13 protein-coding genes and 1 pseudogene are annotated in these 14,089 nt (G+C 68.8%); 10 read left to right on the top strand and 4 right to left on the bottom strand.

Going from position 1 to position 14,089, the window contains the following annotated elements; translation table 11 throughout:
- Positions 1 to 90: 90 nt before the first annotated feature.
- Positions 91 to 1,284, bottom strand: a complete 1,194-nt coding sequence (locus C5B85_RS14035; protein WP_104286642.1) for an MFS transporter — start codon at positions 1,282 to 1,284, stop codon at positions 91 to 93.
- A gap of 22 nt (positions 1,285 to 1,306) precedes the next feature.
- Between C5B85_RS14035 and C5B85_RS14030 the strand changes: the two genes are divergently transcribed.
- A complete protein-coding gene (locus C5B85_RS14030; RefSeq protein ID WP_104286641.1) occupies positions 1,307 to 1,957 on the top strand; it encodes a TetR/AcrR family transcriptional regulator in 651 nt (216 codons plus the stop codon).
- A 230-nt stretch (positions 1,958 to 2,187) separates the two neighbouring features.
- Here C5B85_RS14030 and C5B85_RS14025 read toward each other — a convergent pair whose 3' ends face one another.
- On the bottom strand, positions 2,188 to 2,865 hold the full coding sequence (locus C5B85_RS14025; protein WP_104286640.1) for a biotin transporter BioY: 678 nt from the start codon (positions 2,863 to 2,865) through the stop codon (positions 2,188 to 2,190).
- 98 nt (positions 2,866 to 2,963) lie between these two features.
- On the opposite strand from C5B85_RS14025, the gene C5B85_RS14020 reads away from it, so the two are divergent.
- A complete protein-coding gene (locus tag C5B85_RS14020) occupies positions 2,964 to 3,641 on the top strand; it encodes a TetR family transcriptional regulator (RefSeq protein ID WP_104286639.1) in 678 nt (225 codons plus the stop codon).
- Here the strand turns inward: C5B85_RS14020 and C5B85_RS14015 are convergent.
- On the bottom strand, positions 3,582 to 4,229 hold the full coding sequence (locus C5B85_RS14015; protein WP_104286638.1) for a TrmH family RNA methyltransferase: 648 nt from the start codon (positions 4,227 to 4,229) through the stop codon (positions 3,582 to 3,584). The two genes, C5B85_RS14020 and C5B85_RS14015, sit on opposite strands and share 60 nt — an antisense overlap.
- A gap of 75 nt (positions 4,230 to 4,304) precedes the next feature.
- On the opposite strand from C5B85_RS14015, the pseudogene C5B85_RS14010 reads away from it, so the two are divergent.
- The 6 genes and pseudogenes from C5B85_RS14010 to C5B85_RS19590 form a co-directional block, all read left to right on the top strand.
- Positions 4,305 to 4,970, top strand: a pseudogene (locus tag C5B85_RS14010) (NUDIX domain-containing protein); the annotation flags it as partial.
- Positions 4,971 to 4,977: 7 nt separating this feature from the next.
- Positions 4,978 to 6,276 (top strand): quinolinate synthase NadA, encoded by a 1,299-nt coding sequence (nadA, locus tag C5B85_RS14005; protein ID WP_104286637.1) that lies wholly within the window; start codon positions 4,978 to 4,980, stop codon positions 6,274 to 6,276.
- A gap of 1 nt (position 6,277) precedes the next feature.
- Entirely contained in the window at positions 6,278 to 8,218 is a 1,941-nt protein-coding gene (locus C5B85_RS14000) for an L-aspartate oxidase (RefSeq protein ID WP_146077968.1), read from the top strand.
- Entirely contained in the window at positions 8,218 to 9,147 is a 930-nt protein-coding gene (nadC, locus tag C5B85_RS13990) for a carboxylating nicotinate-nucleotide diphosphorylase (protein ID WP_104286636.1), read from the top strand. The genes C5B85_RS14000 and nadC overlap by 1 nt, the downstream gene beginning before the upstream one ends.
- Position 9,148: 1 nt before the next feature.
- Positions 9,149 to 10,330, top strand: a complete 1,182-nt coding sequence (locus C5B85_RS13985) for a cysteine desulfurase family protein (protein ID WP_104286635.1) — start codon at positions 9,149 to 9,151, stop codon at positions 10,328 to 10,330.
- Between the two features lie 39 nt (positions 10,331 to 10,369).
- The gene (locus C5B85_RS19590) at positions 10,370 to 11,158 is read left to right on the top strand and encodes a DUF805 domain-containing protein (RefSeq protein ID WP_104286634.1); all 789 of its coding nucleotides are present in this window, start codon (positions 10,370 to 10,372) and stop codon (positions 11,156 to 11,158) included.
- Positions 11,159 to 11,274: 116 nt separating this feature from the next.
- Here the strand turns inward: C5B85_RS19590 and C5B85_RS13975 are convergent, their stop codons facing one another.
- Positions 11,275 to 12,225 (bottom strand): site-specific DNA-methyltransferase, encoded by a 951-nt coding sequence (locus C5B85_RS13975; RefSeq protein WP_104286753.1) that lies wholly within the window; start codon positions 12,223 to 12,225, stop codon positions 11,275 to 11,277.
- Positions 12,226 to 12,366: 141 nt separating this feature from the next.
- Here C5B85_RS13975 and C5B85_RS13970 point away from each other — a divergent pair, with 141 nt between their 5' ends.
- The gene (locus C5B85_RS13970) at positions 12,367 to 12,945 is read left to right on the top strand and encodes a sugar O-acetyltransferase (protein WP_104286633.1); all 579 of its coding nucleotides are present in this window, start codon (positions 12,367 to 12,369) and stop codon (positions 12,943 to 12,945) included.
- 53 nt (positions 12,946 to 12,998) lie between these two features.
- Positions 12,999 to 13,775 (top strand): TMEM175 family protein, encoded by a 777-nt coding sequence (locus C5B85_RS13965; protein ID WP_104286632.1) that lies wholly within the window; start codon positions 12,999 to 13,001, stop codon positions 13,773 to 13,775.
- The last annotated feature ends 314 nt before the right edge of the window (positions 13,776 to 14,089 follow it).

Here is a 14,089-nt window from a genome sequence, read left to right as displayed (position 1 = left end):
GCGCCATTCAGGCGCAGTGCCTGATACAACTCCCCTCTCGTCGCCGTGAGGGCTCTCCTCACGGAATCCATACGGGTGGGATGCCGTTCCTTACGGAACTCGCACGCGGCTCGCTGAGGGCGTCGAAGACGATCGTGCCGGGGCGGCGGCAGCAACCGAGAATGCAGCCGCGATCGTGAACACGAGCGCCGGGCTCGCAACGCCGAGTGCCCACCCGGCGAGCGCCGCCCCGAGGCCCTGCCCCAGGACCAGGACGACGAAGAGCAGCGCGGTTCCGGCGGAGGCGCGCCCGTCGTCGATGTCCGCCGTCCACGTGATGAGAGCGCCCGTGGCCGCGGTGTACCCCCAGCCGAAGGCAACACACGCGACGAGAGCAAGCACCTGCACACCGGGGACGAGTCCGATGAGCAGTGTCGAGGCTGCGACGACAAGCGAGGTGAGCCCCCACGCCCGCGTGTGTCCGAGGCGACCGAGTGCCGCCGAGAGCGGGAGCACCAGCGCCCCGCCGACCCCGAGGCACATCCAGGCGAGGGCAGAAAACGTGGCGGATGCGCCCGCTTCGACAAGCACGGTGCGCCCGAAGGTCCACACGGCCGCCGAAGCGGCCCCGAGGAGGAGCGCGGCGCAGACCGCACGCGCATGTCTGGCGAACCAGGAGCGCGGCGGGACCAGAACGGTCGACGGGGTGCTGCGCATCCTGGGTCTGGCACGTGCCGTCGACAGCAGCACCGCGATCGCGGAGAGCACTGTGACGAGTGCCGCCGCGGCCCAAGCCAGGCGCCAGTTGGGGAGCAGCACCAGCGCCAGCGCGCCGGCCAACACCAGGCCGGGCCCCGTTCCAGCGTTGACCATCACCTGAAAACGCTGCCCACGGTTGCCGCCCACAGCTCGGCGCAGGAGCTCGACAAGCGAGGGCGATGCGAGGCCGGCCCCGGCGGATCCCACGACAGCGAAGACCGCGAAGGCCTCGACCTGCGACGAGAGCGCCATGCCCGTGGCGCCACCGGCGGCCGTTGCCGCTGCGGCCACGACCAGCAGGCGCGGGGCGCGAGCCGCCAGGAAGAAGCCGACGACCGCGGCCACGCAGTACATGGCCGACGCCCCGCCGGAGACCGCCCCAGCGAGCGAGGCATCAAGACCGAGTTCGGTTTCGACATCCGGCAGATAGAGCCCGTACGCGAGGCGAACCAACCCGTAGCAGGCGGCCACGAACCCAACCCCACCTGCCGCGAGGAGACGCTGCTTCGACCGCCCATCAAGCTCAAACGAAAACGTACGTTTCATATTTGAAGCCTAAGGTGTCTGTATGAGCATTCGCACCACGAGCGCGACGAAGCTCCTCGACGCCGCCGAGGAGCTCTTCTTCACCCAAGGCATCCACGCAACCCCGGTCGACGCCGTCATCGAACGCGCGGGCGTCTCGGCGGCGACGATGTACCGCGGCTACGCGAGCAAGGAAGCGCTGCTCGCGGCCACCCTCGACCGTCGGCAGACGGAGTGGCTCAACACCTGGGATACGGCAGTCAGCCGCGCGACCACGAGGGAGGGTCGCATTCTCGCCATCTTCGACGCCCTCGACGCATTCCGCGAGCACCCGGTGCGCGCCCAGTGGTGCGCGTTCCTCGGCTCAGCCGCCGAGTATCCGCATGCGCCGGCCGAAGTGCGCGCGGCTGTTGACGCCGACACGGCAGCCTTGCGGGAGCGCCTCACAGCCGCCATCGCCAACACCGCAGCGGGCCGTGGAACGGGAATCGGCACGGAGGCGAACGTGGACGACACCCCGGGGGCAGCATCCCGCGACCGCGAGCTCGCCGACCAGTTGCTCCTCATCGTTTCCGGCGACCTCGCGATGCGACTGCGCGATGCGGCACACACGACGGCCTCGGCACGGCGCATCGCGGCAACTCTCATCCACGAGCACACCGCATACACGGAAGCCGACGAAGTCGACGGCTGACAACCGCGGAAATATGTGACTTCTCGACAGAGTTGGTCACGTTCTGGCGCATCTCGGCCGACTCACAAGCGCCGGCGACTAACGTCACTCACGCCAAGTGGCTGCACGCACGCTCGGCCCCACAGGGCCTCGACGCTGTGCATGCAACTCGCGGCGCGACCAGATCGGGGGATCGGGGTCGCGCCGCGAGTTTCTTGCGAGTTTCTTGTGCCATACCGGGGCAGCAGCGGTTATCGCTTGATCAGCTTCCACGCGGATGGCAGCAGGGCACTCACGGCCGCGATCTTGATGGCATCGCCGATGAGGAACGGCACGACCCCGAGCGCAAGCGCGGTGCCGAGGTCGACGCCGAGCGAGAGCGCGAGCCACGGCACGCCGGCCGCGTAGACAAGCAGCGTGCCCAGCACGGAAGCGCCGACCGTGGAAACGACGTGACGGTCGGCCCGGCGCCGGGCGAGCGCCCCGACAGCGACCGCGGCGAGCACGTAACCGACGATGTAGCCGAACGACGGGAAGAGAACGCCGGATGCACCGTCGGCGAAGATCGGCGCTCCAAGAGCACCGAGCGCGAGGTACAAGCCGGCGCTCGCCGCCGCGCGGACGGGCCCAAGGGACGCACCCGTCAGCAGCACGGCGAAGGTCGCAAGCGAGACGGGCACGGGCGTGAACGGCAGTGGGATGACGATGAAGCCCGCCGCGATGAGGAAGAGGGTGCCGCCGAGCACGAGCGCGACGTTGCGAAGGGCAGCACCGGACGCGACCCCGGATGTAGACCCGGATGTAGACCCGGATGCAGACCCGGATGCAGACCCAACTGTGGACTTAGCTCCAGCAACGAGGTCGGCGAGGACATGCGGCGCCGGGCCGCTGGCGGGACGCCCGGAGGCGCCGATCGATTCGGTGCTCATGGGGGGTGACGACCTTTCTCCGAAAACTCCTGAATGGTGCTCAATGAACAGTGTTCAGTGAACAGTGTTCAGTGAACAGTGTTCAGTAGATTAGCGTCATGACACCCCGTGGTCCAGCCGAAGGCTCAAGCCTCGACAAGCTCAGCCGCAGCGAGATCGTGACGACCGCGCTCGAAGTTCTCGACGAGCACGGCCTCCCAAGCCTCTCCATGCGACGCATCAGCGACTATCTCGAGGTGCAGCCGAGCGCCCTCTACTGGCATTTCTCGAACAAGCAGGCGCTGCTCGCTGCCGTGAGCGATCGCATCCTTCAGCCGCTCAGCACTGAGACCTGGCTCCTCCCAGACCACGGGCCACAACCGGGCGCGCAACAGACCCGCACCCTCGCTCTTGAACTGCGCGGGGCGCTGCTCTCACGCCGGGACGGCGCAGAACTCGTCTCGAGCTCCTTCGCCCTCGACCTTCTCACCATCGACCTCGCAACGATCATCTCCGGTGCCGCCCACAGCGACTTCGGCCTGGGCACAGCGCTGAGTCGGACGTGTGCTGAGGCGATCGTCCACTACACGATCGGGCAGGCCTTCCACGAGCAACAGCAAGCCCACGCTGCAGCAGTCGGCGCGCTTCGACCGCGGAGCGTCAGCCCACATAGCCTGCAGGACCCCACCGAGCGCTTCACCGCCGGGCTCGACCTCATCCTCGCCGGAGCGGCAGCCCTAGGCGAAGTCGACGTGTTGGAGCACCCAGGTGTGCATCGCGACGGCGGCCGCCGCTGACGCGTTGATCGAGCGGGTCGAGCCGAACTGCGAGATCTCCAGCACCGCATCCGAGACCTCGATCGCTTCCTCCGAAACCCCGGGCCCTTCCTGCCCGAACAGCAGCACGCACCGCTCCGGGAGCTCGTAGGTCTCGATCGGCACGCATCCAGGCACGTTGTCGATGGCGAGGACGGGCATCTCCTCGCCCCTCGCCCACTCGATGAACGCTGCAACCGTCTCGTGGTGCACGACGTGCTGGTAGCGGTCGGTGACCATGGCGCCACGCTTGTTCCAGCGGCGCTTGCCCACGATGTGCACCGTGTCGGCGGCGAACGCGTTTGCGCTCCGCACGATCGACCCGATGTTCATGTCGTGCTGCCAGTTCTCGATGGCGACGTGGAATGCGTGGCGCTTCGTGTCGAGATCGGCGACGATCGCGCTCATCGACCAGTACCGATAGCGGTCGATGACGTTGCGCCGATCACCGTGCTCGAGCAGTTCGGCGTCGAACCAAGGACCCTCCGGCCACTCCTCGCGGCCACCGGGCCAGGGCCCGACTCCGTGCGGGGCGTCGTCTTCGCTGCCGAACTGCTGCTGATCACTCACCGCCACAGCCTAGGCGGGTGTGGCGTACACTGCACTTAGAGTCGATTTGACCATAAGTAAGAGGAGGAGCAGCGGATGCCAGCCACCAACGTGACCCTCGCCGTCTCCACGGTGATCTTCGCGCTGCGCCCACCACCTCCCTCATCGCACCGCGCCCCGGCGCCCACGATCTGGGTCCCACTCGTCCGCCGACAGCGGCAGCCGTTCATCGACCTCCTCGCGCTGCCAGGCGGACCGCTCGGCGACGAGGACCTCGGCGCCGCCGCCTCACGCACCCTCTCCGAGACGATGCGGCTCGCACCCAAGTACCTCGAGCAGCTCTACGCCTTCGGCGACGCAGACCGCGTCTTCGGAGACGACCCGCGCGTCGTATCCGTCGTCTACTGGGCGCTCGTCGGCAACGAGGAGGCGAGCTCAGCGCGCCTCGGAGACAACGTGCGCTGGCACCCCGTCGACAACCTCCCGCCCCTCGCGTTCGACCACCGCCGCATCATCGACTACGCCCTCTGGCGCCTCCGCAACAAGGTCGAGTACAGCTCGATCGCGCACAGCTTCCTCGGCGAGTCCTTCACGCTCGCGCAGCTGCGGGAGGTCTACGAGGCAGTGCTCGACCGCCCGATCGACCCCGCCAACTTCCGCCGCGACATGCTCGCCTCGAAGTCCCTCACCGAGACCGGCGAAACCCTCGCCGGCACCAGGCATCGACCCCCGAAGCTCTACAGGTACCTCCCCCAGAAAGACCCGAACCATGACAACAACAGCCTCAGTCCACACGACGATCACGCGCATCCAGACCGGGAAGCAGGCCGGCGAGAGCTGCTCACCGGAGCTCGTGAAATCCCCGTGGGTGTTCGACCTGCAAGCGCCGTCCTACGGTCCTGGGGCGTCAATGGCCGACCAGCTCCCTCCGGCGGCACCCCGGCAGGCGCTCCTGCCGGAGGAGTACCGGACGGCGAGTGACGAGGAGATCCACGCGCGCATCCTCGCCGCCAAGGCGACGCTCGGCGACCGGGTCGTGACCCTCGGCCACTTCTACCAGCGCGACGAGGTCGTGCAGTACGCCGACTTCATCGGCGACTCCTTCCAGCTCGCGAACGCCGCGAAAGCGAAGCCTGAGGCCGAGGCCATCGTGTTCTGCGGTGTGCACTTCATGGCAGAGACAGCCGATATCGTGTCCGCGCCGGAGCAAGTTGTGATCCTCCCGAACCTCGCCGCCGGATGCTCCATGGCGGACATGGCCGACAGCGACTCTGTCGAAGAATGCTGGGAGCAGCTCACCGCGCTCTACGGCACGGAGCCGGACGCCGACGGCCGCGTGCCCGTCATCCCCGTCACCTACATGAACTCATCCGCCGACCTGAAGGCGTTCTGCGGGCGCAACGGGGGCATCGTCTGCACGTCCTCCAACGCGGAGACGGTGCTGAAGTGGGCGTTCGAGCGCGGGCAGCGGGTGCTGTTCTTCCCCGACCAGCACCTCGGCCGCAACACGGCGAAGGCCATGGGCGTGCCGACCGAGCAGATGCCCCTCTGGAACTCACGCCGCCCCCTCGGCGGCCAGACCCCCGAGTCGCTCGACGCCGCCAAGGTGATCCTCTGGAACGGCTTCTGCTCCGTCCACAAGCGCTTCACGGTCGCGCAGATCGAGAAGGCGCGCGCCGACTACCCGGAGGTGCGCGTCATCGTGCACCCCGAATGCCCCATGGCGATCGTCGACGCGGCCGACGAGTACGGTTCCACCGACTACATCACGAAGGCCATCGCGGCGGCCCCGGCCGGGTCGGTCTTCGCGATCGGCACCGAGATCAACCTCGTGCAGCGGCTCGCGGCCGAGTACCCGCAGCACACGATCTTCTGCCTCGACCCCGTCGTATGCCCCTGCTCGACGATGTACCGCATCCACCCCAGCTACATCGCCTGGGTGCTCGAGGGGCTCGTGGCCGGCGAGGTGCGCAACCAGATCAGCGTGCCAGCCCACGTCGCAGAGCCCGCGAGGGTCGCCGTCGAGCGGATGCTCGCGGCAAGGCCAGACACCACGATGGCCTCCTGAGATGCCAGAGAAGTCTGCCGTGCCCCACGAAGGTGGGCGCCTGCGTGTGCTCATCGTCGGCAGCGGGATCGCGGGACTGACCGCGGCGCTCGCCGCCGCAGCCGACGGACACGACGTGACCGTCGCCACCAAGTCGACGCTCGACGACACGGCCACCGCCCACGCGCAAGGCGGCATCGCGGCCGTACTGGCCGCTGGTGCTGATGCTGATGCTGATGCTGATGCTGGTGACCCTGCTGATGCTGGTGCTGGTGCCAGTGCCAGTGACACTGCTGATGACACTGCTGGTGACACGGTCGCGTCGCACGTGCGCGATACCCTCACCGCCGGTGCGGGGCTCGGTGACCGGCGCGCGATCATGGTGCTGTGCGGGTCGGCGGATGCACGCATCCGCGACCTGATCGACCTCGGCACGCGCTTCGATGTTGCGTCGAGTGGGCAGCTCGCGCGGGGTCTTGAGGCCGCGCACGCGCATCCGCGGATCCTGCACGCGTTTGGCGATGGCACCGGGCGAGAGATCCAGCGGGCGCTGAGCGAGGCAGTCCGAGCGGCGGCAGGCCGCGGCGAGCTCCGCCTGCTCGAGCACACTTTCCTCGTCGATCTCGCCCAGGAGCCAGCGCGGACGCAGAACCCCGAGGTCGCAGCGCTCCGGGTGGTCGGCGCGTGGCTGCAGACCTCAGACGGCGCGAACGTCGCTGCCCCGCACCTGTTCGACGCGGACGCGGTTGTGCTCGCGACGGGCGGTGCCGGGCAGCTGTTCGCGCACACAAGCAACCCCGACGTCGCGACGGGCGACGGCATCGCTGCCGCCGTGCGGGCCGGGGCGAAGATTGCCGACCTGGAGTTCGTGCAGTTCCACCCGACCGTGCTCGCCGGGTCCGGCGGCGCCCTCATCTCGGAGGCCGTGCGCGGCGAGGGCGCCGTGCTCCTGAACGACGCCGGCGAGCGGTTCCTCGTCGGCGTGCATCCCGACGCCGAGCTCGCCCCCCGTGACGTCGTGGCGCGCGGCATCGCCGACGAGATGGCGAAACAGGACGGACGCCCCGTGCTGCTCGACGCGAGGCACCTGGGCCGGGAGTTCCTGGAGCGTCGCTTCCCGAGCATCACGGCTCGCATCGACGCGAGCGGGCTCGACTGGTCGCGCGAGACGGTGCCCGTCACGCCAGCAGCCCACTACCTGATGGGCGGCGTCGTCACTGACCTGAGCGGACGCACGAGTATCCCCGGCCTGTACGCGGCCGGGGAGACGGCGCGCACCGGCGTGCACGGCGCGAACCGGCTCGCGTCGAACTCGCTCCTCGAGGGCGCCGTGTTCGGGCGGCGAGTCGCGGAGGCCCTGCTCGAGCAGACGCACGCCGCCCGACGCAGCGCAGACGGCAGCGCCGACCACAGCGCCGACGCAGACGCAGACTCCGGCTACGACGCCGACGCAGACTACGACGCAGACGGCAGCGCAGACGCAGACGCCGGCCACGAACGCTCCCCGTTCGCTGACCAACTTCAGTGCAAATTTGCGCCCACGGAGGCGGTTCAGCCGTTTTCTCGCCAAAATTGCACTGAAGTTGGACAGGCAACGTCGCACGACGCGGCGTTTCCCTTCTCCCGAGGGGCTTTGCAGGCTCTCATGTGGAGAAATGCTGGGCTGCACCGCAGCCGTCCCGCCCTCGAAGAGGCCAGTCGAACGCTCAACGCGTGGGCAGGCGCCCAAAGGAGCCCCAAGACGCACGCGGTGCTCGCCGAACGCGAGGACGCGAACCTGCTGCTGCTCGCCCAGCTCACCGTCGCTGCCGCCCTGGCCAGAGCCGAGTCGGCAGGCGCACATTACCGGACAGACCACCCAGCGGTTCCCGGGTCCCAGCCCGTCGCCCGAGAGCCTCACTCCCCTTCCGCAGCCCCGTCCTCGCTTCGACGCCCCCTCCCACAGAAAGCCATGGCTCACTGATGCTGACCTCCGCCCACATCACGACGGCCGTGAGCGCCGCCCTGCTCGAGGACGCCCCCTGGGGTGACGTCACGGTCGAGACGCTCATCCCAGGCGACGCGACCGCAAGCGCCACCCTCGTGGCACGCGAGCCCGGCGTGCTCTCCGGCATCGACGTGTTCGCGGCCGCGTTCCGGCTGACCGATGCGCGCATGCGCGTCGAGCTGCACGCGGCCGACGGCGACGCGTTCGGCCCTGGCCAGACGCTCGCCACAGTGACGGGGCCGGCGAGGTCAGTCCTCACTGCGGAGCGTGTCGCCCTGAACTTCGCGCAGCGGATGAGCGGCATCGCGACCCTCACGAGGAGGTACGTCGACGCGGTTGCGCACACGTCAGCCCGCGTCACCGACACCCGCAAGACGACGCCGGGACTTCGCGCGTTCGAACGGCACGCCGTGGCGAGCGGCGGTGGCCGCAACCACCGCTTCTCCCTCTCCGATGCCGTCATGGCGAAGGACAACCACCTGGCGGTGCTGGTGCAGCAGTCTGGCCTGCACCTCACGGAGGCGATCCTCGCCGCCCGCGCGAAGCTGGGCCACACGACGCACTTCGAGGTTGAGGTCGACCGGCTGGACCAGGTCGCCCCGGTGCTCGCGGCGGGCGTCGACACGATCATGCTCGACAACTTCTCGATCGCCGAGCTGCGAGCGGGTGTGGGACTCATCGCAGGTCGTGCGACGGCGGAAGCAAGCGGAGGGGTGAATCTCGACACGGTGGCGGCGATCGCCGAGACGGGCGTCGACGTCATCTCGGTGGGCGCCCTCACGCACAGCGCAAGCGCCATCGACCTCGGGCTCGACATGGCCCTCGAGACCGGCCTCGAGCCTGCCCTCGAGCCCGCCCCATCCGAGGCGGCGGCGGTGGCGGCGGCGGCGGGGACCGGCGCCTGACATGCTCCACCTCGATAACGCCGCAACCTCCCCAGTCAGGGAGGCGGCACTCGCCGCGGCCTGGCCGTTCCTGACCGCGTCCTTCGGCAATCCGTCGAGCACGCACGGCCTCGGCGAGGAAGCGGCGGCCGCCCTCGCGGACGCGCGCAAGGGGGTTGCTGCGGCGCTCGGTTGCCGGGCCACCGAGGTGGTCTTCACGTCGGGGGGCACCGAGGCGAACAACCTCGCGATCAAGGGCCTCGCCCTCGGCGACCCGCGCGGGCGGCACCTCGTGACGAGCCGCATCGAGCACGAGTCGCTGCTCGCCTCCGTCGACTACCTGGCGCGGTTCCATGGCTTCGAGGTGACGTTCGTCGAGGTGGATGCGAGTGGCCGGGTCACCGGGGAGGCGCTCGCCGCCGCCCTCCGCGACGACACGACGCTCGTCTCGCTCGCGACGGCGAACAACGAGGTCGGTACGGTGCAGGACGTCGCGGCGCTTGCATCCGTCGCCCACGCCCGCGGGGTGCCGTTCCACGCTGACGCGATCCAGGCGGCCGGCTCGCTCGACGTGTCGATGGCGACGACGGGCGTGGATGCGCTCAGCCTGTCGGGCCACAAGCTCGGCGCCCCGAAGGGAGTCGGGGTGCTCGCGGTGCGTGCGCGACTCCCGCTCGAGCCGCTTCTTCACGGCGGCGGGCAGGAGCGGGGGCGCAGATCCGGCACGGAGAACGTCGCCTTCGCGGTGGCGTTCGCGGTGGCGCTGCGGCTCGCGGAAGCGGAACGGTTCGAGGAGCAAGAGAGACCTTCCCGAGAGCAACCGCTCCTGCCTGGGAGCGCCCGCGACACCTTCATCGGTGACGTGCTCGCCCGCATCCCGGATGCCCGGCTCACGGGACACGCATCCGCACGCCTCCCCCGGCATGCCTCGTTTGTCCTGCCAGGGGTGAACGGCGAGACGGTGCTCCTCGAGCTCGAGCAGCGCGGGGTGCTCGCATCTGCCGGGGCAGCCTGCGCGGCGGGGCACGACGAGCCGTCCCACGTGCTCCTCTCGCTCGGTATCGCCGAGGACGACGCGCGCACTGCGCTGCGGTTCACGTGGGGAGCATCCACCACTTCGGCAGAACTCGAAGGGGTCGCTGAGGCGCTCGCGGACGTCGTCTCGAAGGTCTCGTCCCTCACGCGCCCGCCTGCTCTGCAATAGGTTTGGCGTTGCACCGTTCGAACGAGCACAGAGGAACACATGAGCTACGGACAGCTTCCAGCTAGCCAGCCAGCACTCGATCAGCCGTACTACGGGGCATCTTTCCCCGAGGCGATCACGCGCTTCGTGAAGAAGGCGTTCATCTACCGCGGGCGGGCGAGCCGCAGCGAATACTGGTGGGTCGCGCTTGCCCTCGCAGGAGTCACGATCCTCTTCAACGTGATCTCGCTGGGCTTCGACGCCTCCAACAGCAGGGGCCTCGCGATCGGCGGCGTTCTGTTCGGGCTCCTCAGCCTCCTCGTCAATCTCGCGCTGCTCCTGCCGTCGATCTCGCTCACGGTGCGCCGCCTCCACGACGCGAATTTCTCCGGCTTCTTCGCGTTCATCGGGCTCTTCCCGTTCCTCGGACCGATCACCCTCATCGTGTTCGCATGCCTTCCGTCCGTGCAGCAGGGGGCTCGCTTCGACGGGACCGGACAGTACGTCGCGCCAGCGCAGCCGTACGGCCAGCAGAGCTACGGGCAGCCGGGCTACGGGCAGCAGCCGCCAGTCCAGCAGCAGCAGCCAGTCCAGCCCTACGGCCAGCAGCCCAGCGCCGCTCCCCTCCAGACTCCCGCGCAGCCACAGGCTCCGGGCCAGTACCAGGCTCCTGGGCAGTACCAGGCTCCGAGCCAGTACAGCGCACCAAACCAGTACTCGGTGCAGCCCTCAGCCCCTGCACAGCAGGCACAGTCGGACCAGTCGGACCCGTCGGCACAGTCGGACCCGTACTCCGCTCCCGATGAGGGCGACGCCCCTTCGTCGACGAACTACGGACAGCCCCGCTAGCTGTACAGCTAGCTCAGAACTCTCACCAGGCCACTGGTCACGGGCCAGGCGTCACAGCGACTCAGCAACGCACTGACCCACTGACTCACTGCTCAGCGACTCAGCGACTCAGCGACTCAGCGACTCAGCCTGGCCCGTTTCGGTGCCGCGGACAGCAGGCGGGTGCCGTCCTTCGTGAGCTTCCGGTACTCGACGCCCTCCGGGCCGAGGCGCTTCCTCATGGTGCGGAGCGCATCCACTGACGCGTCGACGGTGACGAACCGGCGCCCCGTCTCGCGAGCGACGGCCGCAGTCGTCCCGGAGCCGCCGAAGAAGTCGGCCACCCAGTCGCCCTCGCGGCTCGAGGCGCGGATCATGCGCCGCAGGAGCCCGGCCGGTTTCTGCGTCGCGTAGCCGGTGCGCTCCTTGCCGGTCGGGGACACGATCGTGTGCCACCACACGTCGGTCGGCAGCTTCCCACGCTCGCGCTTCTCCTCGGTGACGAGGCCCGGCGCCATGTACGGCTCCCGGTCGACCTCGGCGGCGTCGAAGTGGTATCGCTTCGGGTCTTTCACGTAGACGAGGATCGTGTCGTGCTTCGCCGGCCACCGCTTCGAGGTGCGCGCGCCGTAGTCGTACGCCCAGATGATCTCGTTGAGGAACTTGTCGCGCCCGACGAGGGCGTCGAGCACAACCTTCGCGTAGTGCGACTCCCGGTAGTCGAGGTGCAGGTAGAGGGTGCCGGTCTGGTCGAGGAGGCGCCACGCCTCCACGAGTCGCGGCTCAAGGAACCCCCAGTAGTCGGCGAACTCGTCGTTGAACGCCGACAGCTCGCCGAGGGTGTGCTCGTAGCTGAGGCCCTGGAATCCGGTGCGCGTCAGCGGGGTGGATGCTGGCGCATCCGGGTCTCTGAGGCCTGCTGGGGCCTCGTCGTGGGCGAGCGCCTCGCCCAGTTCGGCGGCCTCGACGGATTCCTCTACTGGCGACTGCCGCTTCACCTTCACCGACTGCCGCCTCTGTTGCTTGCCGGTGTTGAACGGCGGGTCGAGGTAGATGACCTGGAAGGCGCCGTCGGGGAGGCGGCGCATGGCGTCGAGGTTCTCGCCGTGCACCACGAGGTCGGGGCCGGCGGCGTTCCACAGGGAGGTCACGTGTCGACATTAACGCGCTGCGGGCCCTGGAGAAAACCCTCCCCTCATCGGCCGAAGCGCGCACGCTAGTGTTTTCGCATGACGGTGAACTTCGACGACGGCCGCACGATGAAGCAGCGGATGCTCGCGGGCGACCTGTACCACGCGGACGACCCCGAGCTTTCGGCGGGCGCGGAGCGAGCGACGCGGCTGCAGGCGGAGTACAACGCGACGTACCCGGTCGACGGGGAGCGCGCATCCGGGATCCTCGCCGAACTCGTCGGCGGCCTCGGCTCGAACGTCGCCGTGAAGGCGCCCCTCTACGTCGATTACGGCTCGAACATCACGATCGGCGATGGCACGTTCGTGAACGTGGGCCTCGTCGCCCTCGACGTCACGCCCATCACGATCGGGGCGCACTGCCAGATCGGACCGAACGTGCAGCTGCTGACGCCGACGCATCCGCTCGACCCCGAGCCGCGACGCGCTGGCTACGAGGCGGGGAAGCCGATCACGCTGGGCGACAACGTGTGGCTCGGCGGGGGCGTCATCGTCTGCCCCGGCGTCACGATCGGGGCGAACACGGTCGTCGGCGCCGGTGCCGTCGTCACGAAGGACCTCCCGCCGAACGTCGTCGCGGTCGGCAACCCGGCGAAGGTCATCCGCGCCCTCGTCTAGCAGTCGAATCCCGCAGCCCTCACAGAGCCTCGCACAGCACGGAGCATCCCCACATGGCTTCACGCATCTACGCACGCGGCACCACCGAGTTCGATCGCGGGCTGACGTTCTTCGACGCGATCTACGCGGTCGCCATCACGATTCTGATCGTCGGAATCGAGCCGCCGACGGCCGACCATTGGGCGAGCTGGGATGCGCTCGCCCGCTCGGGCGTGCTCGGCCAGCTGCTCGCGTTCACGATCAGCTTCTTCGTGATCGCGAACTTCTGGAAGATCAACCACCGGCTCATGGGCCAGGTGTCGGCCCTCGACGGGGCCCTGCTGAACGTCAATATCATCGCGATGTTCTTCATCGTCGTGCTGCCGTTCTCGACCGCGGCCATGAGCGAGTCGACGCTCGACACCCAGCCGTTGCCCGTCGTGCTCTACGCGGTGACGATCATCTGCGCGTCCCTCGCGCAGCACATGATCTGGGTTGTCGCCGTGCGCCGCGGGCTGACCGAGAACTCGGCCGCCGCACGCCGGCGCTCGGCGTTCACGTTCGTGGTTCCTGCCGTTTTCGCCCTGTCGATCCCAGTCGCCTTCGCCTTCGGCCCCGATCCGGCCCGCTACACCTGGCTGCTGTTGCTCCTGACCGGCCCCGTCTCGTCGACCATCCAGAAGCGGATGGCCGCGCGCGATCCTGAAAGCCCTACCCCCGAAGCTCCGTCCCTCAACTCTGCGTCCCCCAACTCTGCGTCCCCCGACGCCGCATCCCCCAACTCTGCATCCCCCAACTCTGCGTCCCCCGACGCCGCATTCCCCGACGCCGCATCCCCAGTGCAAGAATGAGCCAGGTGCATGTTCCAACTCGCGCGAACATGCATCTCGCGCATTCATCTGCACGTTCAGCGGCAGGCCCACGCCATGCGCGCGCCCGCGCGGCGCAGCTACCGCATCCAACGCACATCCCCCGCATCCAACGCCTGCAACTCCTGCAACGCCTGCAACGCATCCAACGCCTCAAACGCCTCAAACGCATCAAACGCATCCAACGCTCAGCAAGAGTCAGCCGGAAGCACGCTGCTTTCGACAGGAATGTGTTTCTGACTCACTCTTCTCACCGGGGCCGGGGCTGGCACTCGGGCTAGGGCCGGGGCCGGGGG

Origin of the sequence: Pseudoclavibacter sp. AY1F1, assembly GCF_002931075.1 — a bacterium.
Taxonomy (GTDB): Bacteria; Actinomycetota; Actinomycetes; order Actinomycetales; family Microbacteriaceae; genus Pseudoclavibacter.
Note: the sequence above shows the minus strand (reverse complement) of the source record. Positions and strands in the feature narration are given on the sequence as shown.